Genomic DNA, 23,795 nt, shown 5'->3' with positions numbered 1-23,795 from the left:
CTCAGCCGAACGTCATCCGCAACCGCTGGGCGCGTTCCGAAGGCGTCTGGCGCGGACAACTGACGCACTTGGGCGCGCTGCCGGTCCGGTAGATCAGGCAGCACGACGCCCGCCGCACCACCGGGGTGCCGCCGACCTCCACGAAGCGGGGCCGGGGGAGGTGGTCGCCCACCGCGGCGACCACCGGCTCCGCCAGCGCCACCCCGCGCGCGACGTCCCCGGCCGCCTTCCCGGCCCACAGCAGGACGTTCGCGATCGAATCGGTCGCGATCGCGCACAACGCGCGGGTTCCGGCGCCGCTGACCTCGGCCACAGCGGCGATCCCGGCGTCCAGCGACCCGGCCAGCGCCTTGCCGATTTCGTCCACATCGGACCCCAGCGGGCGCGACGAGCGGGCGTCCAGCACCCGGCCGTCGGGCACCACGTCCAGCGTCACCGCCTCCAGCGCCGGGTCCATCGCGCGCCCGGTCGCCACCAGCGGGTCCAGCGCGGGCGTCACCAGCACCGCCGACACCGAGTACCACCAGATCGTCCCCAGCACGACCGGCCCGGCCTCGCCGTACAGCCCGGCGGCCAGGCGCAGCTGCGCGGACAGCCAGGCCCGGTCGGTGATCGCGGTCGCCGGCACGGCTGTCATGCGGTCCTCCGGTACTCCGACAACGAAAACGCGAGCGTCACCGCGGCCGGCCCGGCCACACCGTCGAGCGCGGCCAGGCGCTCCGGGTGGTGCCCGGTGGGCCCCATCCGCACGGCGTTGCGGACGTCCTCCGGTTCCAGCGTCACCCGGTCCCGCAGCGACCGGCGCGACACCAGTTCGAAATGCTCCGACAACGCGGCGTCGAGACGTTCTTCCTTCCGCGGATCCACGTCGAGAATCGGCGCCACCGCCGCGAGTTCGGCCAGGTGCCCCCGTTCGGGCGACACGACGAGCAAAGTCCCGCCGGGCCGCAGCACCCGCCGGAACTCGGCGGCGTTGCGCGGCGCGAACACGTTCAACACCACCGCAGCCGTCTCCGCCGCGACCGGCCACGGCTCCCACAGGTTCCACACCGCCGCGCCCAGACGGGCGTGCGCCTTCGCGGCGCGGCGCAGGGCGACCGCCGAAACGTCCAGCGCGAGCCCGGCCGCGTCCGGCAGCCGGTCGAGCACGCCGGCGAGGTAGTAACCCGTCCCGGCGCCCGCGTCGACCACCAGGCCGTCACCGCCGGTGCCCGCGGCGACCTGCGCCAACAGATCCCGCAACCCGCCGTAGTGTCCCGCGCCGAGGAACGCCACCCGCGCGGCGACCATCTCCGGGGTGTCGGCCGTGCCCGCGGGGATGCCGGCGTGCAACAGGTTCACGTAGCCCTGTTTCGCCAGGTCGAACGAGTGCCGCGACGGGCACCGCAGCGACCGCCCGTCGAGGGCGAAGGCGGACGCGCACAGCGGGCACCGCAACGCCGCGACGACGGCGCCGGGCAGCGTGGCGGGCCTGGTCATGCCCACATCTCATCACACCGGTGGGCTCACCCACCGTCACCGGTGACCGCCGGTATTCGACGCCGACGTTTCGTGACCGGACATATCAGCCCTGGTGGCGCGAAACGTGCTCGTAACAAGAGCGGCGGCACAGTTCACCCGCGGGAAACGTGCGAAGTGCCGTCGTGAAACACGGGAATCGAAAACTCCCCGTCAATATCTCGTGTACGGGAGGACGATGTGCTGAACGCAGGAGACACCGCATGGGTGTTGGCCAGCGCCGCGCTGGTCATGCTCATGACACCAGGGTTGGCGTTCTTCTACGGCGGCATGGTCCGCGTGAAGAGCGTCCTGAACATGCTCATGATGAACTTCATCTGCCTGGCGATCGTCGCCGTGCTGTGGACCCTCTACGGGTTCACGATGTCGTTCGGCGACGACGCGTTCAGCGGGCTGCTGGGCAACTTCAGCCACGCGGGCATGGCGGACACCTGGGGTCAGCTGGTCGGTTTCGCCACCGCGGCGACCGACACGACGCCGGAGATCCCGTGGCCGGGCGGCGACGGCATCCCGATGCTCGTGTTCGCCATGTTCCAGCTGATGTTCGCCATCATCACCCCGGCGCTGATCTCCGGCGCCATCGCCGACCGCGCCAAGTTCTGGGGCTGGGCGCTGTTCGTCGTGGTGTGGGTGACGATCGTGTACTTCCCGGTGGCGCACTGGGTGTTCGCGTTCGACGGCTTCATGAGCCCGGACGCGGCCGGCGGCTGGATCGCCAACAAGCTCAAGGCGCTGGACTTCGCCGGTGGCACCGCGGTCCACATCAACGCCGGTGCGGCGGGTCTCGCGCTGGCGCTGGTTCTCGGCAAGCGCCGCGGCTGGCCGCGCGAGACCGGCCGACCGCACAACGTGCCGTTCGTCCTGCTCGGCGCGGGCCTGCTGTGGTTCGGCTGGTACGGCTTCAACGCCGGTTCCGCGCTGAGCGCCGGTGATCTCGCCGGTGTCGCCTTCACCAACACGACCGTCGCCACCGCGGCCGCCGTCCTCGGCTGGCTGATCGTGGAGCAGCTGCGGTTCGGCAAGCCGACCACGCTCGGCGCCGCGTCCGGCGCGATCGCCGGTCTGGTCGCCATCACCCCGGCCGCCGGTTTCGTCACGCCGCTCGGCTCGATCGCGATCGGTGTCATCGCCGGCGCCGTCTGCGCGCTGGCCGTCAGCCTCAAGTACAAGCTGGGCTTCGACGACTCGCTCGACGTGGTCGGCGTCCACCTCGTCGGTGGTCTCGTCGGCACGCTGCTGATCGGCTTCTTCGGCACCACCAGCGTCAACTCGCTCGGCGCCGACGGCCTCTTCTACGGCGGCGGGTTCACGCAGCTGGGCAAGCAGGCCGCCGCGGCCGGCGCCGTGCTGGTGTACTCGTTCGTCCTGACCTTCATCATCGGCGGGATCATCAAGGTCGCCGGCGGTTTCCGGGTCAGCAAGGAGGACGAGGTCAGCGGCATCGACGAGGCGCAGCACGCGGAGAGCGCGTACGACTTCGTGGGCGGCAGCATCGGCGGCCACAGTGGATCGTCCCCCGCTCCGCTGCCGTCGAAGGACGGGGCGGCCCTGGAAGGAAGCAAGGCATGAAGCTGATCACCGCCATCGTCAAGCCGTTCACGCTGGACGACATCCGCGCCGCGCTGGAGCAGCTGGGCACGCTCGGCATGACCGTCAGCGAGGTGCAGGGCTACGGCAGGCAGAAGGGCCACACCGAGGTCTACCGCGGCGCCGAGTACGCCGTCGACTTCGTGGCCAAGCTGCGGGTCGAGGTGCTCACCGACGACGCCAACGTCGAGAAGGTCATCGAGGCCATCGTCAACGCCGCCCACACCGGCAAGATCGGCGACGGCAAGGTCTGGGTCACCCCGGTCGAGACCGTCGTTCGCGTCCGTACCGGCGAGCGCGGCACGGACGCGCTCTAGGGAAGCACCGGATGGTCGTCGGGGGGGAACTCGCCAAGGCGGCGAACCGGTTGCTGGAAGGCCGGCACGGCAGGCTCGGTGCGTCGGCACTGCGCGCCGCGCTGGTGGACCTGTACGAGTTCTGGCTCAGCAAGGCCGCCGCGGCGGCCGGCGTGGACACCGCCGAACCCGGTGTCGCGCTGGTCGCCGTCGGCGGCCTCGGCCGCCGCGAACTCGTGCCGTTCTCGGACCTGGACCTCGTCCTCGTCCACAACCAGCACCCCGGCATCGCCGGAATCGCCGACGCGCTGTGGTACCCGCTGTGGGACGCGCGCATCGGCCTCGACCACTCGGTCCGCACGCCGGGGGAGGCCCTCCAGGTCGCCTCGGAGGACCTGCGGACCGCGATGGGACTGCTCGACGCCCGGCACATCGCCGGGGACGCCGAGCTGACCGCCAGGCTCGCCACGGCGGCGCGCGACCAGTGGCGCCGCACCGCGCGCAAACGCCTGCCGGAACTGGCCGAATCGACCCGCAAGCGCTGGCAGCGCAGCGGGGAGATCGCCCAGTCCGCCGAACCCGACCTCAAGCACGGCCGGGGCGGCCTGCGTGACCTCGGGGTGCTGGAGGCGCTCGCCGTCGCCCAGCTCACCGACCGGCCGGGCGAGGAACTGAGCCAGGCCAGGGAACTGCTGCTGGACGTGCGCACCGAGATGCGCCGCGAACTGCGGCGCGACCGGGACGTGCTGTCCGGTGTGGACGCCGAGCTGGTGGCGGCCGAACTCGGGTTCGGCGACCGGTTCACGCTGGCGCGCAAGCTCTCCGGCGCCGGGCGCGCGGTCGGGTACGCGGTCGACGTCGCCTTGCGCGCCACGGCCGAGGTGCCGCGCGGGCGCTTCTCGCGCCGGCCCAGCCGCACCCCGCTGGACGACGGCGTGGTGCTGCACGGCAACGAGGTAGCGCTGGCCAGGGACGCCGTGCCGGCGAAGGATCCCGCGCTGCTGCTGCGCGTCGCGGCCGCCTCCGCCCGCACCCGCACGCCGATTTCCCACGGCACCCTGCGCACGCTCGCCGATTCGGCGCCGGAACTGCGCACGCCGTGGCCGCCCGACGCGCGGGACTCGCTCACCGAACTGCTCGGCGCGGGCGAGGGCCTGATCGACGCCGTCGAGGCGCTGGACCGCACCGGCCTGTGGGCGCGGTTGTTCCCGGAGTGGGGCGCGGTGCGCGACCTGCCGCCACGGGAGCCGGTGCACGAGTGGACCGTCGACCGGCACCTCGTGCAGACCGCGGTCGAGGCCGCGAAGCTCACCACCACGGTGTCCCGGCCGGACCTGCTGCTGCTGGCCGCGCTCCTGCACGACATCGGCAAGGGCCGCGAGGCCGACCACTCCGAGCTGGGCGCCGCGATCTCGCTGCAGGTCGCCCGACGCATCGGGCTGCCCGACTCCGATGCCGCGCTCGTCTCGGCCGCGGTGCGCCACCACCTGTTGCTGGTGCACACCGCGACCCGGCGCGACATCGAGGAGCCGAGCACCGTCGCGCGGGTGGCCAAGACCGTCGACAACGACGTGGTCCTGCTGGAACTGCTGCACGCGCTGACCCAGGCCGATTCGCTGGCCACCGGGCCCGGCATGTGGACCGACTGGAAGGCCGGGCTGGTCGCCAACCTGGTCAACCGGTGCAGGCAAGTCGTGCAGGGCAAGGGGTTCAGCCCGCCGGAGCCGCTCGACGCGCGCCGGCGCGAGCTGGTCGCCGCGGCGGTGGCGGCCGGCCGCAGCGAAGTGCTGATCACGCACGACGGCAAGATGGCCACGGTGGTGGTCGCCGCGCCCGCGCGCACCGACTTGCTGGCGCCAGCGGCCGGGGTGCTCGCGCTGCACTCGCTGGAGGTGCACACCGCGGTGCTGCGCGGCCACGACGGCGGACGGGCCGGGATCTTCACCGCGTCCCCGAAGTTCGGTTCGCTGCCCGATCCGGCGCTGCTGCGCGAGCAGTTCGCGCGGGCGGTCGCAGGCGGGCTCGCGCTGGAGGCGAAGCTCGCGGCGAAGGAACGGGACTACCAGCCGACTCGGGTGTCGGCCAAGCCGAAGGTGCTGTGGTTCGACGACGAGACCAGCGGCCCGAACACGGTCGTGCTGGAACTGCGGGCCACCGACCGGATCGGCCTGCTGTACCGGGTCGCCGGCGCGCTGCAGTCGTGCGGCGCGGAGGTGAAGTGGGCCAAGGTCGCCACGCTCGGCGCGGCTGTCGTGGACTCCTTCGCCGTCTCCCCGCGCGGCGGGAAGCTGGACCCGGCGTGGCGGCAGCGGGTCGAACAGGCGGTGCTCGCCGCGGCGGCGTGATCCGCTCCGGGGTGTCGCCACGGTTTTCTTGATCGGGGGTGGCAGGATGTCGCTCGTGCCAGAGTCGACGATCCTGCCGCTCACGGTCGCCGCCGCGCACCTGGAGGCCTGCGCCGCGGAGCTGGACCGGGCGCCGGAAACCGATCTCGGGGAGATCGTCGCCGTCCTCAAACACCTCGTCGCCGGGCAGCGTCACCTGTCTGGCGCGCTCACCGGGCTCGCCGACCGGCTGGGCGAAGCGCGGTTCGGCGCGCTGGCCGCGATGCCGTCGGCCGAGATGGCCGCCCTCGTGGAGATACTCCAGGCAGCCGGAGCCGCGTTCGGCTATTCGGCCGACGCGCTCGGCGAGAGCGAGCCGCTGGCCGCGTTCATCGCCGCCAACGCCGGCGAGAGCACCCGCTTGTAGCAGTTGCACGACCAGCTGATCGTGGTGGACACGATGCACTGGCCGACAGGACCGCACCGACGCCGACCAGCGCGTCGCGAACGCCAAGGCGGCACCCAGTACGCAGCGCTGAAACTTTTTTCCCGAACCCGCGTCACGCACCCGCGCGACCCGGGTCACCCCTCTGCGCGCATGCGGTTCCTGAGTAGATCTACCTACCGCTACTTGGGGGTCTTCACGCTGCCCCGGACCTCGCGGAACCGGCAGTCTTGGGACATCACGCCACGGATGTCCGGAGGGACTCGCTGGTACTGGGGGTACGGCGAGCACCGGGGGACCGGCGGCCGCGGCGTGCGTGTGCGGGTGGCCCGGCGAGGGGGCGGGCCACCCGCACTTTCCCTTGCGCGGTTGGATGTCGCGCATGCTGCATCTGCTGATCCCGCGCAACCTGAGGAGCGGGGCGCACACCACGATCGACGTCGGCCGTTGGCTGGTGAGCGCCGCGTGAACACGGACGTGACGCAGAACCTGTTCGCCTTCCAGCTCAACGGCCTGGACGAACCGGTGGTCGCGAGCGCCCCGACCGTGGCGGACGACGCCCTGCGGCAGGCGTGGGCCCGGGTGCGCGCTGAACGCCAGGTCCAGCCCGGGGACGTCACCGCCGTCTACAGCGAGTGGGAGCCCTCCGCCGAGGACCTCGGGTTCGTGGCCCTGATGTTCCCCGGCGTCCGGCAGACCTACAGCTTCGACCGGCCGGGCCCGGACGGCTGGGCGGCCGCGTTCGCCGAGGCCGAGCGCGTGCTGGCGGAGCAGGCCGCGCCCGAGCCGGAGCTGCTGCCGGTGCTGTGGAGCGCGTCGTCGCCGCGCGCCGAGGTGCTCGGCGCGGTCCCGCACCACCCGCTGGTGCCCGGACGGCTGTCCGTCGCCCTCGCCCACGTCGGCCCCACGCCACGCGGCACCGTCGGCATGCACCACGTCACCACGCACGGCTACCAGGAGATGGGCTCGCCGCCGTTCGCCGAGCTGATGGCCGAGGCCGGCGCCAACCTCAAGCGCGGCCTGCGCGTCACCGGCCACCGCGGCGAGCACGGCGACCTGCTGCACCTGACCCGGGAGGACTGGCTGGCCGGTTCGGCGCTGGCGCTGGACGACTTCGGCGCGCAGATGTCCCGCAACCTCGGTTCGGAGCGGCTGGTGGTCGGCCTGCCCTGCCCGGACGAGCTGTTCGTGACCGGCGCGGACTCGGGCTGGGCCGAGGTGATCCACGAGCAGGTGCTTGGCTCCGAGTACGACACGACCGAGCTGGTCCCGTGCGTGGTGCTGCTGGAACCCGGCGGGATGCGCCTGCTCGCCGAACGGCAGGCCTGACAGGTCACCCGTCACGAGCGGCTACCCTGGTGGGACGCCGCAGGCGGACAACCACGACCAGCTGGAGCGTGCACACCCGTGTTCGACACCCTCTCCGACCGGCTCACTTCGGTCCTGCAGAACCTGCGGGGCAAGGGGAAGCTGACCGACGCCGACATCGACGCCACCGCGCGCGAGATCCGCATCGCGCTGCTGGAGGCCGACGTCGCGCTGCCCGTCGTCCGGGAGTTCATCGCGCACGTCAAGGAACGCGCGAAGGGCGCCGAGGTCTCCGAGGCCCTCAACCCGGCGCAGCAGGTCATCAAGATCGTCAACGAGGAGCTCATCGGCATCCTCGGTGGCGAGACCCGCAGGCTGAGCCTGGCCAAGAACCCGCCGACGGTGATCATGCTCGCCGGTCTGCAGGGTTCCGGTAAGACGACGCTGGCCGGCAAGCTCGCGCTGTTCCTCAAGAAGCAGGGCCACGCGCCGCTGCTGGTCGCCTGTGACCTCCAGCGCCCCAACGCGGTCACGCAGCTGCAGGTCGTCGGTGAGCGCGCCGGGGTGCAGACGTTCGCGCCCGAGCCGGGCAACGGCGTCGGCGACCCGGTGGACGTCGCCCGCCGCGGCATCGACGAGGCCAAGCACGCGCAGCACGACATCGTGATCGTCGACACCGCCGGACGGTTGGGCGTCGACGAGGAGCTGATGAAGCAGGCCGCGGACATCCGCGACGCCGTGCAGCCGGACGAGATCCTGTTCGTCGTCGACGCGATGATCGGTCAGGACGCGGTCACCACGGCCGAGGCGTTCCGCGACGGCGTCGGTTTCACCGGCGTGGTGCTGACCAAGCTCGACGGTGACGCCCGCGGTGGTGCGGCGCTGTCCGTGCGGCAGGTCACCGGCCAGCCGATCCTGTTCGCCTCCAACGGTGAGAAGCTCGAGGACTTCGACACCTTCCACCCGGACCGGATGGCCAGCCGGATCCTCGGCATGGGCGACCTGCTCACCCTGATCGAGCAGGCGGAGCAGGCCTTTGACCAGGAGCAGGCCGAGAAGGCCGCGGCGAAGCTGGGCACCGGCCAGCTCACGCTGGAGGACTTCCTGGAGCAGATGCTCGCGGTCCGCAAGATGGGCCCGATCGGCAACCTGCTCGGCATGCTGCCCGGCGCGGGGCAGATGAAGGACCAGCTCGCGCAGGTCGACGACAAGCACCTGGACCGCCTGCAGGCGATCATCCGCGGCATGACCCCGGCCGAGCGGGCCGACCCGAAGATGATCAACGGTTCGCGTCGTCAGCGCATCGCGCAGGGTTCGGGCGTGACGGTCCGCGAGGTCAACGACCTGGTGAACCGGTTCTTCGAGGCCCGCAAGATGATGCAGCAGATGGCGGGCCGCTTCGGCTTCGGCGGTGGCAGCGCGACCAAGCGCAAGAAGGGCAAGAAGGGGAAGAAGGGCAAGGGCCCAACGCAGCCCAAGGTGCGCGGCGGGTTCCCCGGCGGCATGCCGATGCTCCCGCCCGGTGGCGCCGGCGGCGGGATGCCCGACCTGTCGCAGCTGGGCGGCGGCATGAACGACGTGCCCGGCTTCGACCCGTCCAAGTTCAAGCTGCCGAAGAACAAGTAGATGCACCTGCGCGGGGTGGTGCTGCCCGACGGTGAGCAGCGCGACGTCTGGATCAGCGACGGCCGGGTCACGTTCGCCCCGGTCGAGGGCGCGCGGACCGTGGTGGCCGACGGTTTCCTGGTGCCGGGGCTGGTGGACGCCCACTGCCACCCGGCGATCGGCCCGGGCGGGCCGACCGACCTCGACGGCGCGGTGGTCAACGCGCTCGCCGACCGGGACGCGGGGACGCTGCTGATCCGCGACTGCGGCCAGCCGATCGACACCCGGCCCTTGCAGGAGCGCGCCGACCTGCCGCGGATCATCCGGTCCGGGCGCCACCTCGCGCTGCCCAAGCGCTACATCCCCGGGCTGGGCGTCGACCTGTCGCACCCCGACGAGCTGCCCGCGGCGGTCGCCGAGCAGGCGGCGGACGGGGACGGCTGGGTCAAGCTGGTGGGTGACTGGATCGACCGGTCGGTGGGCGATCTGGCGCCGCTGTGGCCGGACGACGTGCTCGCCGAGGCGATCAAAGTCGCCCACGAGGCCGGAGCGCGCGTGACGGCGCACGTCTTCGGTGAGGAGGCGCTACCGGGTCTGATCAACGCGGGCATCGACTGCCTGGAGCACGGCACCGGCCTGGACCCGTCGTTGCTGGCCGAGATGGCCCGCCGGGGGACGGCGCTGGTGCCGACGCTGATCAACATCGAGAACTTCCCGGGCATTGCGGACTCGGCCGGCAAGTACCCGGTGTACGCCGCCCACATGCGGGCGCTGCACGCCAGGGTCGGTGAGCTGGTCGGAAACGCGCTGGACGCCGGCGTGACGGTCTACGCAGGCAGCGACGCGGGCGGCATGATCGCCCACGGACGGCTCGTGGACGAGCTGGAAGCGCTGCACCGCGCGGGGATGACCGCGGAGGAGGCGCTGGCCGCAGGCTCCTGGGCGGCCCGGGAGTGGCTCGGGCACCCCGGCATCACCGAAGGCGCCCCAGCGGACTTGCTGATCTACGACACCGACCCGCGCGAGGACCTGTCCGTCCTACGCAGTCCAAAACACATAATCCTGCGCGGCGCGATCGTCCGCTGACGGTTCGCGCCTCCATGGTGGGTGGACTGCATACGCCTGGTTCGCGCTGCGTCGCTGTCCCACTGCCCGGCGGTGCCGGCCGCGCGGCCGCCGGGCGCACTGCTGTGCTGGCCGCCCGGGCGCTGGCCGCGCTGCTGTGCTGGCCGCCCGGCCGCCGGGCACCTTGCGGGCATGCCGCCCCTGCTCGCCCTGCGACCCCGCGGCCCTGCCGCACTTGCTGGCCCCGCCACCCTTCTGCGAGTGCTCCGGCTGCTGGCCGCCGGCTGCTGTGGTTCTGCCGCGCTGCTGTCGCGTGGCCGAGCGGCAGCCCAGGCGCGCCCGCCGCCCCATGGCCAGCCTGGACCCACCGCCGCGCCACTCGCCCCTTACAGCCGGCTCCCCGACCGCTGGCCGCTCCGTCGCACTACCGCCGACGGGCCGCTTCGACGCGCTACCGCTCAGCCGCGGAGCACCACTGCCGTGCCGCCGAGCCCCACTGCCCTGCACGCCGCTCCTGCCAACCCGCCACCCCGCCCGCCTCGCCGCGCCCCGCGCCGCTGCGCCCGCGCCGCCTGCCGCTCCGCCGCGCCGCTCCACCGTCCCGCCGCACCGGGCCCCGCGCCGGGCCCCGCGCCGCCTGCGGCACCGCCGCGCCGCTTCCAAGTCCTGTGGCACTTCGGCCCAGTCCGAGACCCACCGCCGCGACCGTCCCCACCCCACCGCAACCCGCCCCTTCATCCCCTCCTCCGCTGACGGCCGAATTGCCGCTACCGTCGCGATCGATCCTTGATCAAGATGTCCGAGTGAAGATCATCAAGTCGCTGGGGCTGCTCTACGCGGTCCCACTGGCCCTGCTCGTCGTCGGCGTCGTCGGCGGGCTCGTCCTGGGGGAGGGCCTCTTCCTGGCGGCCTTCGCGGTGGGCGCGGCGGCCACGCTCGCCGCGGTCTTCGCGCTGGTCGTCGCCCGGATGAACGGGCGTGCGCCCGCCGACTGGAAGCGGGTCGCGGCCGCGACGGTCGTGCTGGTCGTCGCCGGTCTGCTCCCGCTGCGCACGGAGCTGTTCGGCGGCCCGGACCTGCTGACCGCCGAGGGTCTGGAGACCGGCGTCGAGGAGCTGCGCAGCGTCGCGAACACCTACGACGCGATCTACATCGAGCGCGACTTCATCCGCGGCCAGCGCGGCGACCGCGCGGTGATCTACCGCGACGGCGACCTCTCGCCGACCCCGGACGACACGGCAGGGCCGGATCCCGATTACGCGTTCGTACTGGACGAGATCGACTTCGGGGCGGTCCCTGGCCTGATCGACCTCGCGCGCCAGCGGTTCCCGGACGCCACGGACGTGCTGCGCGTCGAGGTGACCCGGCCGCGTGGCGGGGACCCGGTCGAAATCACGGTGCACGTCGGGCGGTCCGGCGCCGAGCGACGCGGCCAGCTCGTCGCCGACGCCTCCGGCAACCCCCGCTAGTGCCGCACTTCGTCCCCGACATCGGCCATGACGCGGCGATGAAGATCATCCGCGGACTGGGACTGGTGTACGCCGTGCCGGTCGCGCTGCTCGTCGCGGGCGCGGCCGGCTGGCTGGGGTACGGCGAGGGCGCCTACCTCGCGGCGTTCGTCGCCGGCGCCGTCCTCACCCCCGCCGTCCTCGTCCGGCGACGGCGGCCACGCGCACTGCCCACCGCGCTCGCCACGGTGGTGCTGGTCGCCGTCGGCCTGCTGCCGGTGTGGATCCGGTGACACCGCTCACGCCCCGGGGTCGATTGATCGCGCCGAGCCACATAGCCTGAACTCCATGAGCGCGTCGAGGGTGGGCCAGGGCGTCGGCGAGGACGTGCGGAACCGGCTGGTCTTCGGCGCCCACTGGGGGTTCGTCGCGTTCTTCGCCGGTCTCGGCGGCTACCACCTGGTGACCGTCGTGATGACGGCGCTGCGTTCCGGGCACGCCAGCGTCGACCCCCTGGAACTGCTCGATGTCGGTCCGGTGCTGCTGCTCGCCTTCGTGCCCAGTCTCCTGCTCGGCCTGGCCCCGCTGGTCGCGTCGCGGCGCTGGGGGAGCGGGCCGCGGCGCGACTTCGGCTGGATGCCGACGCTGCGCGACGTCAAGGTGGGCCTGGCCTGCGGGGCGCTCGCCCTGCTCGCCGGTTACCTGGTGAACCTGGTGCTGCTGGGCATCTACGGCACTGACCGTGTCTCCGACAGCCCGCTCACCGACCTCGCCGAGGACGGCGGGCGGGACGAGTTCGTCTGGCTCGCGCTGGCCGCCCTCGTCGTCGTGGTCGCCACCCCGATGGCCGAGGAGCTGCTGATGCGCGGCTCGCTGTGGGGAGCGCTCGAGCACCACCGCGTCCCGCAGTGGGTGATCCTCGTGCTCACCGCGGTCGTCTTCGCCTACCTGCACGGCGAGCCGACCCGCACGCTGGCGCTGCTCGCGCAGGGGCTGGTGATCGGCGCGGCCCGGTGGCGCACCGGCCGGGTGGGAGCGAGTTTCGTCGCGCACGCGGCGAACAACCTCGCCCCCGCGTTGCTGCTGTTCACCGGGTCCTGAGCGGAACGACCATGGCGACTAGGCTCGGTAGGTGCTGGGCGAGGATCAGAGGGAGGCGCGCCGTGACGGCACATCCGGGCGAGCTCGATCCGCCTGATCTGCCGGCCACCGCGGAGCCCGCGCCGTCGCACCGCTGGGGGTTCGGCGCCTTCCTGGTCGTGGAGGCCGTCCTGCTGGCCTCCGCCGCGTTCGTCAGCGTCCTGCTCGGCCCGGCACCGCCCGGTCAGCCGCTGCCGGCGCGGGACGTGCTGATCGGCACGATGGCCCCGACCGTCCTCGCCGCGCTGGTCGCCATCCTGATCACCAAGGTGCGCGGCAACGGCCCGCTGGCCGACCTGCGGTTGTCCTGGCGCTGGGATGACGTGAAGCTCGGCCTCAAACTCGGCTCGTTCGGGCTCGTCCTGACCACCGTGAGCGCGTTCATCTGGACCCAGGCGGTGGGCGAGGCCAACGCCGGGTCGGCGATCAGCGCCCTGGTCGAGGAACAGCCGATGTCGGTGAGCGCCGCGATCGTGATGTTCGCCTACCTGTGGCTGCTCGGGCCGATCTGCGAGGAGGTCATCTACCGCGGCCTGCTGTGGGGCGCGGTCGAGCGGCTGCACTGGGGCCAGGAGAAGTGGGCGCGGCTGGCGGCGTTCCTGCTGTCCACCGCGGTGTTCGCGGCCAGCCACCTGGAGCCGCTGCGCACCACGCTGCTGCTGGTGATCGCCATCCCGATCGGCCTGGCCCGGCTGTTCACCGGCCGCCTGCTCGGCAGCATCGTGGCCCACCAGATGAACAACTTCCTGCCCGCCGTGGCGATGCTGCTCACGGCGCTGGGCGTCATGGCGATCTAGACGCCGCCTGCGGGCCACGCGAACGGGTCTGGCAGAATAGTCGCTTGCCTGCTGCGGCCGGGCCCTCTCACCGTGCCGTGGCGACCGAAAAGCTTCGGGTACTCGTCCGGTGTCCCCACACGGATCGTGACCCGACACCCGCGAGCACGCAGAGAACCAAGGAGTACCCACACACCGTGGCCGTCAAGATCAAGCTCCAGCGCCTCGGCAAGATCCGTGCGCCGTACTACCGCATCATCGTCGCCGACGCCCGCACCCGCCGGGACGGCAAGGCGATCGAGTCGATCGGCAAGTACCACCCGAAGTCCGAGCCGAGCTTCATCGAGGTCGACTCCGAGCGCGCCCAGTACTGGCTGGGTGTCGGCGCGCAGCCGACCGAGCCGGTGCAGCGCATCCTGGAGATCACCGGTGACTGGCAGAAGTTCAAGGGCCTGCCGGGCGCCGAGGGCACGCTGAAGACCGCCGCGCCGAAGCCGACCAAGGAGGAGCTGTTCAACGCGGCCCTCGCGGCTGCCGGTGAGGAGCCCGCCAACGAGGCCACCACCCCGAAGAAGAAGTCGGCCAAGAAGGCCGACGACGAGGCGGCGAAGGACGAGGCGTGAGCTTCCTCGCCGACTCCCTCGAACACCTGGTGCGGGGGATCGTGGACAACCCGGACGACGTCCGGGTCGACCTGATCACCACCCGCCGCGGTCGCACGCTCGAGGTCCACGTCCACCCGGACGACCTGGGCAAGGTCATCGGCCGAGGCGGCCGGACAGCGACCGCGCTGCGCACCGTCATGGGCGGCATCGGTGGCCGCGGCGTCCGCGTGGACGTCGTCGACACCGACCGCTGACCCATCCGTGGACGTCGTCGTCGGGCGGGTCGCCAAGGCCCACGGTGTGCGCGGTGAACTCGCCGTGGACATCCGGACCGACTCGCCTGAGGAACGCTTCCGCGACGGCGCGACGGTGACCGCGCGTTTCCGCGACGGCACCACGCGCCCGCTGACCGTCGCAGCCGCCCGCCCCCACAGCGGGCGGCTGCTGGTCACGTTCGAGCAGGTGGTGACGCGCGAGGCCGCCGAGGCCCTGCGCGGCGCCCTGCTGCTCGCCGACACCGCCGACCTCCCCCCATCGGACGACCCGGACGAGTTCTACGACCACGAACTCGAGGGCCTGCGCGCCGAGCTGAGCGACGGCGAGGTGATCGGCACCGTCACCGAGGTCGTGCACGCCCCGCACGGCGAGCTGCTCGCGCTCGACCGCGACGGGCGCACCGTCCTCGTGCCGTTCGTGCAGGCCATCGTCCCTGTGGTGGACGTCAAGGGCGGCCGCGTCGTGGTCGATCCGCCCGAGGGCCTGCTCGACGACGCCGGCTGACGGGCTGGTTACGCTCGCGCCGTGCGGATCGACGTCGTCACCATCTTCCCCGAGTACCTGGACCCGCTGCGGGCCGCGCTGCTGGGCCGCGCCATCGAGCGCGGGCTGATCGAGGTCGGGGTGCACGATCTGCGGGACTGGACCCACGACGTGCACCGCGCCGTCGACGACGCGCCCTACGGCGGTGGTCCCGGCATGGTCATGAAGCCCCAGGTCTGGGGCGACGCGCTGGACGCGGTGTGCGGGCCGGAGACCCGGCTGGTGGTGCCGACGCCGGCGGGCCGCCCGTTCACGCAGGAAATGGCGCACGAGTACGCCCGCGAGAAGCACCTGGTGTTCGCCTGCGGCCGCTACGAGGGCATCGACCAGCGCGTGATCGACGACGCCGCGCGCCGGATGCCGGTCGACGAGGTGTCCATCGGCGACTACGTGCTGGTCGGTGGCGAAGCGGCGGTCCTCGTCATGGTCGAGGCCACGGTGCGGCTGCTGCCCGGCGTGCTGGGCAACCCGGTGTCGGCCGAGCAGGACTCCTTCTCCGACGGCCTGCTCGAAGGCCCCAGCTACACGCGCCCCGAGGTGTGGCGCGACCTGTCCGTGCCCGAGGTGCTGCGGTCGGGCAACCACGCGCTGATCGACCGCTGGCGGCGCGACCAGGCCCTCGAACGGACCCTCCTGCGCCGCCCCGATCTCCTCGACCGGTTGCCGGAAGGTACGCTGGACCAGCGCGATCTCGCCGTGCTCGACCGTGTCCGGTCCGAGCAGCGGCAGGCCGGGTGATCCGGCCGGGGACGCGTCTGCAATACTTGACAGGTTGGCCGTGCCAGTGGTGCGTGCCTGCCACAAGCCCCCGGGTCGCCTGCCGTGAGTGAGCGTGCGCGTGCTCGGATGACTGCCAGACAGACGAAGGACGAGGACGGACTCCCGATGAACACCCTGGACGCCCTGGACGCTCAGTCGCTGCGTTCCGACATCCCGAACTTCCGCCCGGGTGACACGCTGAAGGTGCACGTTCGCGTCATCGAGGGAAACCGTGAGCGTGTTCAGGTTTTCCAGGGCGTCGTGATCCGCCGCCAGGGTGGCGGTATTCGCGAAACCTTCACCGTGCGCAAGGTTTCGTTCGGTGTCGGCGTGGAGCGCACTTTCCCGGTGCACAGCCCGAACATCGCGAAGATCGAGGTGCACAAGCGCGGTGACGTGCGTCGCGCCAAGCTGTACTACCTGCGCGAGCTGCGCGGCAAGGCCGCCAAGATCAAGGAGCGCCGCGAGGCCCCGACCGCGTCCTGAGGGATCGGACGTTCTCCGATAGCCTGGCGAAGTGGTCGAACCTGTGCCCTCCAGCGCCGCTGAGGACGAGCCCGAACGCCCGGATCCGGACGAGAGTGCCGATGCCGGCGCAAATGGGAAACGGCGTCGCCGTAAACCCAAGAAACAGCGCTCGTTCTGGGTCGAACTCCCGATTCTGATCGTCGTCGCGCTGGCGCTGGCATTCGTGTTCCAGCAATTCCTGGCGCGGGTCTACACGATTCCTTCGGGGTCGATGGAGACCACGCTGCACGGATGCACCGGGTGCTACGGCGACAAGGTCCTCGTCGACAAGATCACCTACGACTTCACCGACCCTGAACCGGGTGACGTCGTGGTGTTCAAGGGGCCCGAGCCGTGGGTGGAGAACGAGGTCGCGACCGAGCGGTCGGGCAACGCGGTGGTGCGGTTCTTCCAGAACATCGGTTCGGTGTTCGGGCTGGCGCCACCGGACGAGCGCGACTTCGTCAAGCGGATCATCGCGACCGGTGGCCAGACCGTCCAGTGCTGTGACGCCCAGAACCGGGTCGTCGTCGACGGCAAGGCCCTGGACGAGCCCTACATCCACTGGGAGAATCCAGACAACCAGCGGCAGGAGCCGTTCGACCCGGTGACGGTGCCGGACGGCTACGTCTGGGTGATGGGCGACAACCGCAACGACTCGTGCGACTCGCGCTGCCAGGGCGGCGGCGGGGTCCGTGGTGCCGTCCCGGTGGACAACATCATCGGCAAGGCACGCATCATCGTGTTGCCACCCAGCCGGTGGGGCGGGGTCAGCGACCACAATCCGCAGGCCGCCGCGCAGCCGGCCGCGCTCGGTATGAGCGCTCCGGCGTGGCAGGAAGGCGTTCCGCTCGGGTTCGGGGTCGTCGCCGCGTGGCCCGCGGTGTGGGGCGGACGGCGACTGGGCTCGAAGGTGCGCGAGGCGGTCGAGCGAAAGCGGTAACCAGGTTGGGTAGGTCTTCGGCGGTTCTGGCCTCCTTCCGCCCGCCCAGGGCGATCGTCCGGGGTGAGACGGCGTGGGGTCTGCAGTCGGCGCTCGACCGGCGTGGCCTCGGCCCGGTGGCCGGGGTCGACGAGGCGGGCCGCGGGGCCTGCGCGGGTCCGCTGGTGGTCGCGTCGTGCGTGCTCCGGCCGGGGGACGCGGCCCGGCTGGCGGAGCTGAACGACTCGAAGCTGCTCACCGCGCTGGCCAGGGAGCGGGTCTACGAGCGGCTCCTGGTGCGCGCCCTGGACTATTCGATCGTCGTCATTTCACCCGAAGAGGTGGATCAGCTCGGCATCCATGTCACCAACATCGAGGGCATGCGCCGGGCGGTGGCGGGGTTGCGGGAGTGCCCCGGGTATGTGCTGACGGACGGTTTCAAGGTGCCGGGTCTGCCGGCGCCGAGCGTGCCGGTGATCAAGGGGGACCGGGCGGTCGCGTGCGTGGCGGCCGCGTCGGTGCTGGCCAAGGTGACGCGGGACCGGATCATGGCCGAGACGCACCTGGAGTACCCGATGTACGGATTCGATGTGCACAAGGGGTACACGACCGCGGACCACGGCGCGGCGCTCGTCGAACACGGGCCGTGTGAGGTACACCGGTGGTCGTACACCAATGTGGCAGCGGCGGCCGCCGCCCACGGTCTCCGACCGCCGCGGAAGGTCATGCTCACCGCTGCTGCATTGGGGCAGTCCGATGCTCCGGTGCGTGCTCTGGAGGGCACCGTGGTTCAGAATGGGAGTTCCGCCGCCGGAGACCGGTCGAACTCGCGAGGAGGGGCGCGGATTTCATGAGCGCAGAGGATCTCGAAAAGTACGAGACCGAGATGGAGCTGTCGCTGTACCGCGAGTACCGCGACATCGTCAGCCAGTTCTCGTACGTGGTGGAGACCGAGCGGCGGTTCTACCTGGCCAACGCGGTGGACGTGCAGGTCAGGGACAGCGGGGGAGACGTCTACTTCGAGGTCCGCATGTCCGACGCGTGGGTGTGGGACATGTACCGCCCGGCCCGGTTCGTCAAGAACGTCCGCGTGATCACGTTCAAGGACGTGAACGTGGAGGAGTTGGAGAAGCCGGAGCTGAGGCTCCCCGAAGAGGGCCCGTTCTCCAGCTGACACCCCAAGCTCGAGGAGGGACGTCCCCCAGCGGGACGTCCCTCTCTCTTTTGGCCGCCGCACCTCACCGGCCGTCCGCCCCCGGCGCTATCCACGGGCCGTCCGCCCCAGGCACTACCCACCGGCCGGCTGCCTCCCCGGCGCCACCCGTCGGCCGTCTGCCCCCTGGCGCACCCCACTAGCCGTCCGCCCCCGGCGCTACCCATGCCCGTCTGCCCCAGGCGCCCCCACCGTGCGTCCCTGGCGCCACCTACCGGCCGTCCCCCGGCGCCACCCATGGCCCATCTGCCCCCGGCGCCACCCATGGCCCATCTGCCCCCGGCGCCACCTATGGCTCGTCTGCCCTCGGCGCCACCCGTCGGCCGTCTGTCTTCCCGGCGCTACCGATCGGCGGTCTGCCCCCTGGCGCGCCCCACCAGCTGTCCGCCGCGGCGCTACCCATGGCCCGTCTGCCCTCGGCGCCATCCATGGCCGTCTGCCCCAGGCGCCCCCATCGGCCGTCTGTCTCCTCGGCGCCACCCGTCGGCCGTCCGCCCCTGGCGCTACCCATCGGCCGTCTGCCCCTGGCCCACGCCACCAGCCGTGCGCCCCCGGCGTTACCCACCAGCCGGCTGCCTCCCCGGCGCCCCCCATTGCCCGTCCGCCCCGGCGCCGCCCATGGCCCGTCTGCCCCCGGCGCCACCCACCGGCCGTCTGCCTCCCCGGTGCTACCCATCGGCCGTCTGCCCCCTGGCGCACCCCACCAGCCGTCCGCCCCCGGCGCCACTCACATCTCGCCTCTGCACAGCGCGGCCCCGCTTCCCCCGTTGACCTGGCTTACTGCGCCCTCCGCGGCTTCGGCCCCAATTCACTTCCGCCCCGGCCGTCGCCCTGCCGCCCGAATCCGGCCGTCAGCCCCACCACGCCGTCCCCGCCCCTACCACCGGGGTCCGACTTTTCCGCCCCACCGAGCCGCAACCCGCCGCGGTTTGTCCACAACACCCCACTTGTCCACAGGCCCGGAAACTCGCTCTGTCGGCGAAACCGCAGGTCATGGCAACGTCGAAGGCAGTGAACGACCACCGACTTTGGGGGACCAGCCATGACCACCGCGGCCAGACCCGCCCGCCACCTGACACTCGGCCGCCGGGGCGAGGACATCGCCGCGCGCCACCTGCAGAAGCTCGGCTTCGTCGTGCTGGCCAGGAACTGGCGCTGCCGCCAGGGCGAGCTCGACCTCATCGCCACCAACGGCCGCACCCTGGTCGTCTGCGAGGTCAAGACCCGCACCCGGGAGAGCTTCGGCGACCCCGCCGAGGCGGTCACCGAGGACAAGATCGCCCGCATCCGGCGCCTCGCCGGGCAGTGGCTCAGCATCCACCGCGTCGGCTGGTGCCGGGTCCGCTTCGACGTCATCGCGGTCTACGCGGACGGCGACGGCGAACCCCGCGTCCGGCACATCCCGGGAGCATTCTGATGCCGCTCGGACGCGCCTGGTCGGTGGCCCTCGTCGGCCTCGACGGCCGCCTGGTCGAGGTCGAGGCCGACCTCGGCGGTGGTCTGCCCGGCATCAAGATGATCGGCCTGCCCGACGCCGGGCTGCGCGAAGCGAAGGACAGGGTCCGGTCGGCCATCCGCAACTCGGGCCAGCACTGGCCGGAGGACAAGCTCACCCTCGGCCTGTTCCCGGCGAACCTGCCCAAGCTCGGTTCGGCCTACGACCTCGCGATCGCGGTGGCCATCCTCGCGTCGGCGGGCAAGGTCCCGGCCACCCGGTTGCTCGGCACGGTCCTGCTGGGAGAGCTGGCGCTCGACGGCCGAGTGCGCGAAGTCCGCGGTGTCCTGCCCGGTCTGCTCGCGGCCCGCAAGGAAGGGATCAAGCGCGCGATTGTGCCATCCGGGACGCTGTTCGAAGCTGCGCTGGTCGATGGCCTCGAGGTCTACGGCGCGGCCAGGCTGCGGGACGTCGTGGCGTGGCTGGAGGGCGAAAACGCTCTGGCCAGGCCGGAACCACCCACCGAGAGCGAGCCGCCCAAGGGGCTGGACCTCGCGGACGTGGTCGGCCAACCCGAGGCCCGTTGGGCGCTCGAAGTGGCGGCCGCGGGCGCGCACCACCTCCTCCTCACCGGTCCGCCGGGCGTGGGGAAGACCATGCTCGCCAAGCGGCTGCCCGGTCTTCTGCCGATGCTCTCGCCGGAGGAGTCGCTCGAGGTCACCGCCGTGCATTCGATCAACGGCAAGCTGACGGCCAAGGCTCCGCTGATCAAGGTTCCGCCGTTCGTCGCGCCGCACTACTCGGTGTCCGAGGCCGCCCTCATCGGTGGCGGCGCGGGCATCGCCACACCCGGGCTGATCAGCCGCGCCCACCGTGGGGTCCTCTTCTTGGACGAAGCGGCGGAATTCGGGTCGCAGCGCCTGGACTCCTTGCGCACGGTGCTGGAGGAGGGCGAGGTCAGCATCGCCCGCGCCCGCGGTTCGGTCTGCTACCCGGCGCGCTTCCAGCTCGTGATGGCCACCAACCCGTGCCCGTGCGCGCCACCCCGCGAAACCGACTGCACGTGCTCGCCGACCGAGCGCCGCCGCTACCTCAGCAGGTTGTCCGGCCCGCTGCTCGACCGCGTCGACCTGCGCGTGCGGCTGCGCCCGATGACGGCGATGGGCCGCCACGAGAGCGGCGAGCCCGAGCCGACGGAGGTGGTCCGCAAACGCGTCCTGGCCGCTCGCGACCGCGCCGCCGCCCGCTGGAGCGAGCACGGCTGGAAGACCAACGCGGAGGTCCCCGGTCCGGCCTTGCACCGCGAGTTCGCCCTGCCACCCACGACGACAGCCCTGCTGAACCGAAGCCTGGAACGCGGCGCGGTGACCGCCCGAGGCGTCGACAGATGCCTCCGGATCGCCTGGACCCTCGCCGACCTCGACGACGCCGACGAACCCCAAGCCGACCACGTCGCCGCCGCGCTGGAGTTCCGAGACCGGAGGGCCGCATGAGCCATCGACGCTCGCTCCGCCCCGGCACAGCGAAGGCGTGTGCCGTCATCCGTGCTTCCGCGCCGGCGCGGGGGCAGGGCCGCATGAGCTCCCGAACCTCGCCCCGCGCCACCTCATCGTCTGCCTCCGCGCATGTCGCAGTCCCTGTTCCCGCTCCGGCACCTGTGAAGGGCCGCACGTGCTCTCGAACCTCACCCCGCACCTTCTCGGCACTGGCACTCCACACGCGGAGGGCAGCATGACAACCACCCCCGAGCCCGTCAGCGACAAGCTCGACGCGGAGCGCCTCGCCCGCTCCTACCTCGTTCGCGTCGCCGAGCCGCCGGCCCCCGCGGTGGCCGACTTCGTCGCCCAGCACGGGCCCGTCGCGGCAGCCGAGGCGATCCGCGCCGGTGACTGCCCCAACCGCGTGCGCGACGAAACCGAGGCCCGCCGCACCCACGACCACGCTCAGCGCGACCTCGACGAAGGCGCTCGCCTCGGTATGCGGCTGCTGATTCCGGAGGACGACGAGTGGCCGGGCTGGCCACTCCTGTCCCTCCAACTCGCCGTCAGTCGCGGTGTGAAGGGCGTCGCCCCACCGCTCGCGTTGTGGGTGCGCGGCCAGGTCCGCTTCGACGAGGCCACCGAGCAGGCCGTGGCGATCGTCGGCGCGCGAGCCGCGACCGGGTACGGCGAGCACGTCGCCGGCGACTTCGCCGCCGCGCTGGCCGGCCAGGGCATCTCGGTCTTCTCCGGCGCCGCCTACGGCGTCGACGGCGCGGCGCACCGCGGAACCCTCTTCGTCGGCGGCACCACCGTCGCGCTGCTCGGCTGCGGTCTCGACGCCGGGTACCCCGCCGGGCACGTCGTCCTGCTCGACAAGATCGCCGAGCACGGCGGTCTCGTCGTCAGCGAGTACCCGCCGGGCACACCACCGGCCCGCCACCGGTTCCTCGTTCGCAACCGCCTCATCGCGGCGCTCAGCGAGGGCACCATCGTCGTGGAGGCAGGCCGGCGCAGTGGCGCCCGCAACACCGCGACCACGGCCGGAGCGCTCGGCAAGGTCGTGATGGCCGTGCCAGGCCCGGTCACCTCCGCGTTGTCGATCGGCTGTCACGAACTGATCCGCGAGTCCGGCGCCACCCTGGTGGCCTCGGTCGACGACGTGATCGAAACCGTCGGACGGCTGGGCACGCCCCGGCCCGAGAAGGTCCGTTCGAAACGGCCGACGGACGGCCTCGGCCCGGACGCCCTGCGCGTTCACGAGGCGCTCGACCGGCGCGAGGGCAAATCCGCCGAGCAGATCGCCACCGAATCCGGGGTGCCGGTCGCCCGGGTCCGGGCGCTGCTGCCCGCCCTCGAACTCGACGAGTTCGCCGTGCGCTGCGAGAGCGGCTGGCGCCGCAGGACGAGGAGGTGATGCGATCGTCATCTGCCGCCGGTGTGGCGATGCTTGACCGCGCGCGTCCCTTCGCGCAGCGTGAACAACCATGTCCGCACGGGAATCTCGGGGCCGCAAAACGGACCTGCACGCCCTTCGGGACGCCCTGCCGCGCGCCGCCGCCGAGCTGGTCGACGCCTACGAACGGCACCTCGGGCTCGAGCGGGGGTTGTCCCCGCACACGGTGCGCGCGTACGTCGGGGACGTGGTGTCCCTGCTGGGGTTCCTCCACGGTGAGGAGCCGCTGCCGGATGTCGCCGCGCTGGAGGGCCTGGACATCGGAGCGCTGCGGGCCTGGCTCGCCGACCAGCGCAACGGGGGAGCCGGCCGGACCACCCTCGCGCGGAGGGCGGCCTCGGCCCGGACCTTCACCGCCTGGGCCCGCCGCCAGGGCGCGCTCGACCACGACCCGGGGGCGAAGCTCGTCGCGCCACGCGTGCATCGGACCCTGCCGCCGGTGCTGCGACCGGACGAGGCCGAGGACGTCCTGACGGCCGCAGGCAGTGGCGCGGCGCAGCAGGAGCCGGTGACCTTGCGTGATCTCGCCGTCCTCGAGCTGCTCTACGCGACGGGTGTGCGGGTGTCCGAGCTGTGCGGGCTCGACGTCGATGACGTGGACTTCGGGCGCAGACTCGTCCGGGTTCTCGGCAAGGGCGGCAAGGAGCGCATGGTCCCGTTCGGCGCACCCGCCGACCGGGCGTTGCGTGGCTGGCTGGACCACGGCCGGCCGGCGGTGGCGGGTGCGGCGGCGAAGCCGCACGCGTCCGCGCTGTTCCTCGGGGCGCGGGGCGGACGGCTGGACCCGAGAACAGTCCGGCGGGTGGTGCACGAGGCTCTCGACGCTGTGCCCTCGGCGGCTGACATGGGTCCGCACGGCCTGCGGCACACCGCGGCGACGCACCTGCTGGAGGGCGGTGCCGACCTTCGCAGCGTTCAGGAGCTACTCGGTCACGCTACGCTTGCCACGACACAGCTCTACACCCACGTGACCGTCGAGCGGTTGAAGGCGATCCATGACCAAGCCCACCCCCGATCCCGATGACCTCGGAGGACGGCAGGCAGGATCGTTGACACCGCCCGTCCCGTACGAGCCCGGAGAACGACCTG

General features: G+C 72.2%; 25 protein-coding genes. 23 read left to right on the top strand and 2 right to left on the bottom strand.

What is annotated here, in order from left to right; all coding sequences use genetic code 11:
• Nucleotide 1 precedes the first annotated feature (1 nt).
• Nucleotides 2-637 (bottom strand): (2Fe-2S)-binding protein, encoded by a 636-nt coding sequence (locus tag ACCP09_RS04910; RefSeq protein WP_433743422.1) that lies wholly within the window; start codon nucleotides 635-637, stop codon nucleotides 2-4.
• Nucleotides 634-1,479, bottom strand: coding sequence for a putative RNA methyltransferase (locus tag ACCP09_RS04905; protein WP_433743420.1), 846 nt, complete (start codon nucleotides 1,477-1,479; stop codon nucleotides 634-636). The genes ACCP09_RS04910 and ACCP09_RS04905 overlap by 4 nt, the downstream gene beginning before the upstream one ends.
• A gap of 219 nt (nucleotides 1,480-1,698) precedes the next feature.
• Here ACCP09_RS04905 and ACCP09_RS04900 point away from each other — a divergent pair, with 219 nt between their 5' ends.
• The 23 genes from ACCP09_RS04900 to ACCP09_RS04790 all read left to right on the top strand — a co-directional run bounded on the left by ACCP09_RS04900 (nucleotide 1,699) and on the right by ACCP09_RS04790 (nucleotide 23,730).
• Complete coding sequence (locus ACCP09_RS04900) at nucleotides 1,699-3,087, top strand: ammonium transporter (protein WP_378335827.1); 1,389 nt, start codon at nucleotides 1,699-1,701, stop codon at nucleotides 3,085-3,087.
• Nucleotides 3,084-3,422, top strand: coding sequence for a P-II family nitrogen regulator (locus tag ACCP09_RS04895; protein ID WP_017987570.1), 339 nt, complete (start codon nucleotides 3,084-3,086; stop codon nucleotides 3,420-3,422). The genes ACCP09_RS04900 and ACCP09_RS04895 overlap by 4 nt, the downstream gene beginning before the upstream one ends.
• Before the next feature lie 11 nt (nucleotides 3,423-3,433).
• The gene (locus tag ACCP09_RS04890; RefSeq protein ID WP_433743417.1) at nucleotides 3,434-5,746 is read left to right on the top strand and encodes a [protein-PII] uridylyltransferase; all 2,313 of its coding nucleotides are present in this window, start codon (nucleotides 3,434-3,436) and stop codon (nucleotides 5,744-5,746) included.
• 46 nt (nucleotides 5,747-5,792) lie between these two features.
• Complete coding sequence (locus ACCP09_RS04885; protein ID WP_433743415.1) at nucleotides 5,793-6,152, top strand: hypothetical protein; 360 nt, start codon at nucleotides 5,793-5,795, stop codon at nucleotides 6,150-6,152.
• A 483-nt stretch (nucleotides 6,153-6,635) separates the two neighbouring features.
• Nucleotides 6,636-7,499 carry a hypothetical protein gene (locus tag ACCP09_RS04880; protein WP_433743413.1) on the top strand — a complete coding sequence of 288 codons (864 nt, stop codon included), beginning with the start codon at nucleotides 6,636-6,638 and terminating at the stop codon, nucleotides 7,497-7,499.
• 78 nt (nucleotides 7,500-7,577) lie between these two features.
• Entirely contained in the window at nucleotides 7,578-9,104 is a 1,527-nt protein-coding gene (ffh, locus tag ACCP09_RS04875; protein WP_017987574.1) for a signal recognition particle protein, read from the top strand.
• Nucleotides 9,105-10,169 (top strand): amidohydrolase family protein, encoded by a 1,065-nt coding sequence (locus ACCP09_RS04870; RefSeq protein WP_433743411.1) that lies wholly within the window; start codon nucleotides 9,105-9,107, stop codon nucleotides 10,167-10,169.
• Between the two features lie 782 nt (nucleotides 10,170-10,951).
• Nucleotides 10,952-11,617, top strand: a complete 666-nt coding sequence (locus tag ACCP09_RS04865; RefSeq protein ID WP_433743409.1) for a hypothetical protein — start codon at nucleotides 10,952-10,954, stop codon at nucleotides 11,615-11,617.
• On the top strand, nucleotides 11,617-11,889 hold the full coding sequence (locus ACCP09_RS04860; protein ID WP_433743407.1) for a hypothetical protein: 273 nt from the start codon (nucleotides 11,617-11,619) through the stop codon (nucleotides 11,887-11,889). Before ACCP09_RS04865 ends, ACCP09_RS04860 begins: the two co-directional genes overlap by 1 nt.
• 55 nt (nucleotides 11,890-11,944) lie before the next feature.
• Nucleotides 11,945-12,697, top strand: coding sequence for a CPBP family intramembrane glutamic endopeptidase (locus tag ACCP09_RS04855; RefSeq protein WP_123683472.1), 753 nt, complete (start codon nucleotides 11,945-11,947; stop codon nucleotides 12,695-12,697).
• A gap of 62 nt (nucleotides 12,698-12,759) precedes the next feature.
• Nucleotides 12,760-13,533, top strand: coding sequence for a CPBP family intramembrane glutamic endopeptidase (locus ACCP09_RS04850; RefSeq protein WP_020418153.1), 774 nt, complete (start codon nucleotides 12,760-12,762; stop codon nucleotides 13,531-13,533).
• A gap of 176 nt (nucleotides 13,534-13,709) precedes the next feature.
• Nucleotides 13,710-14,135 (top strand): 30S ribosomal protein S16, encoded by a 426-nt coding sequence (gene rpsP, locus ACCP09_RS04845; protein WP_017987578.1) that lies wholly within the window; start codon nucleotides 13,710-13,712, stop codon nucleotides 14,133-14,135.
• Complete coding sequence (locus ACCP09_RS04840) at nucleotides 14,132-14,371, top strand: RNA-binding protein (protein WP_017987579.1); 240 nt, start codon at nucleotides 14,132-14,134, stop codon at nucleotides 14,369-14,371. Before rpsP ends, ACCP09_RS04840 begins: the two co-directional genes overlap by 4 nt.
• Before the next feature lie 7 nt (nucleotides 14,372-14,378).
• The gene (gene rimM, locus ACCP09_RS04835) at nucleotides 14,379-14,897 is read left to right on the top strand and encodes a ribosome maturation factor RimM (RefSeq protein WP_017987580.1); all 519 of its coding nucleotides are present in this window, start codon (nucleotides 14,379-14,381) and stop codon (nucleotides 14,895-14,897) included.
• A gap of 21 nt (nucleotides 14,898-14,918) precedes the next feature.
• Nucleotides 14,919-15,674, top strand: coding sequence for a tRNA (guanosine(37)-N1)-methyltransferase TrmD (trmD, locus tag ACCP09_RS04830; RefSeq protein WP_027931790.1), 756 nt, complete (start codon nucleotides 14,919-14,921; stop codon nucleotides 15,672-15,674).
• A gap of 147 nt (nucleotides 15,675-15,821) precedes the next feature.
• Nucleotides 15,822-16,181, top strand: coding sequence for a 50S ribosomal protein L19 (gene rplS, locus ACCP09_RS04825; RefSeq protein ID WP_017987582.1), 360 nt, complete (start codon nucleotides 15,822-15,824; stop codon nucleotides 16,179-16,181).
• A 31-nt stretch (nucleotides 16,182-16,212) separates the two neighbouring features.
• On the top strand, nucleotides 16,213-17,145 hold the full coding sequence (gene lepB, locus ACCP09_RS04820) for a signal peptidase I (RefSeq protein ID WP_027931789.1): 933 nt from the start codon (nucleotides 16,213-16,215) through the stop codon (nucleotides 17,143-17,145).
• A 53-nt stretch (nucleotides 17,146-17,198) separates the two neighbouring features.
• A complete protein-coding gene (locus tag ACCP09_RS04815) occupies nucleotides 17,199-17,978 on the top strand; it encodes a ribonuclease HII (protein WP_027931788.1) in 780 nt (259 codons plus the stop codon).
• The gene (locus ACCP09_RS04810; protein WP_017987585.1) at nucleotides 17,975-18,298 is read left to right on the top strand and encodes a DUF2469 domain-containing protein; all 324 of its coding nucleotides are present in this window, start codon (nucleotides 17,975-17,977) and stop codon (nucleotides 18,296-18,298) included. The genes ACCP09_RS04815 and ACCP09_RS04810 overlap by 4 nt, the downstream gene beginning before the upstream one ends.
• 1,081 nt (nucleotides 18,299-19,379) lie before the next feature.
• Nucleotides 19,380-19,754, top strand: a complete 375-nt coding sequence (locus ACCP09_RS04805; protein ID WP_027931787.1) for a YraN family protein — start codon at nucleotides 19,380-19,382, stop codon at nucleotides 19,752-19,754.
• Nucleotides 19,754-21,265 carry a YifB family Mg chelatase-like AAA ATPase gene (locus ACCP09_RS04800; RefSeq protein WP_400986165.1) on the top strand — a complete coding sequence of 504 codons (1,512 nt, stop codon included), beginning with the start codon at nucleotides 19,754-19,756 and terminating at the stop codon, nucleotides 21,263-21,265. Before ACCP09_RS04805 ends, ACCP09_RS04800 begins: the two co-directional genes overlap by 1 nt.
• A 238-nt stretch (nucleotides 21,266-21,503) precedes the next feature.
• Nucleotides 21,504-22,667, top strand: coding sequence for a DNA-processing protein DprA (gene dprA, locus ACCP09_RS04795; protein WP_433743400.1), 1,164 nt, complete (start codon nucleotides 21,504-21,506; stop codon nucleotides 22,665-22,667).
• Nucleotides 22,668-22,737: 70 nt separating this feature from the next.
• On the top strand, nucleotides 22,738-23,730 hold the full coding sequence (locus tag ACCP09_RS04790; RefSeq protein WP_433743398.1) for a tyrosine recombinase XerC: 993 nt from the start codon (nucleotides 22,738-22,740) through the stop codon (nucleotides 23,728-23,730).
• Nucleotides 23,731-23,795: the final 65 nt, after the last annotated feature.

Origin of the sequence: Amycolatopsis sp. 3B14 (genome assembly GCF_050958625.1) — a bacterium.
Taxonomy (GTDB): Bacteria; Actinomycetota; Actinomycetes; order Mycobacteriales; family Pseudonocardiaceae; genus Amycolatopsis_E; species Amycolatopsis_E thermoflava.
This window is presented reverse-complemented; position numbering and strand designations above follow the sequence as displayed.

Coding starts and splice junctions, on each gene's coding strand:
- dprA (WP_433743400.1), top strand. CDS start 21,504: ATGACAACCACCCCCGAGCCCGTCAGCGACAAGCTCGACGCGGAGCGC.
- ACCP09_RS04790 (WP_433743398.1), top strand. CDS start 22,738: ATGTCCGCACGGGAATCTCGGGGCCGCAAAACGGACCTGCACGCCCTT.
- ACCP09_RS04890 (WP_433743417.1), top strand. CDS start 3,434: ATGGTCGTCGGGGGGGAACTCGCCAAGGCGGCGAACCGGTTGCTGGAA.
- ACCP09_RS04885 (WP_433743415.1), top strand. CDS start 5,793: ATGTCGCTCGTGCCAGAGTCGACGATCCTGCCGCTCACGGTCGCCGCC.
- ACCP09_RS04910 (WP_433743422.1), bottom strand. CDS start 637: ATGACAGCCGTGCCGGCGACCGCGATCACCGACCGGGCCTGGCTGTCC.
- ACCP09_RS04895 (WP_017987570.1), top strand. CDS start 3,084: ATGAAGCTGATCACCGCCATCGTCAAGCCGTTCACGCTGGACGACATC.
- ACCP09_RS04905 (WP_433743420.1), bottom strand. CDS start 1,479: ATGACCAGGCCCGCCACGCTGCCCGGCGCCGTCGTCGCGGCGTTGCGG.
- ACCP09_RS04855 (WP_123683472.1), top strand. CDS start 11,945: ATGAGCGCGTCGAGGGTGGGCCAGGGCGTCGGCGAGGACGTGCGGAAC.
- rplS (WP_017987582.1), top strand. CDS start 15,822: ATGAACACCCTGGACGCCCTGGACGCTCAGTCGCTGCGTTCCGACATC.
- ACCP09_RS04810 (WP_017987585.1), top strand. CDS start 17,975: ATGAGCGCAGAGGATCTCGAAAAGTACGAGACCGAGATGGAGCTGTCG.
- ACCP09_RS04805 (WP_027931787.1), top strand. CDS start 19,380: ATGACCACCGCGGCCAGACCCGCCCGCCACCTGACACTCGGCCGCCGG.
- ACCP09_RS04800 (WP_400986165.1), top strand. CDS start 19,754: ATGCCGCTCGGACGCGCCTGGTCGGTGGCCCTCGTCGGCCTCGACGGC.
- ACCP09_RS04870 (WP_433743411.1), top strand. CDS start 9,105: ATGCACCTGCGCGGGGTGGTGCTGCCCGACGGTGAGCAGCGCGACGTC.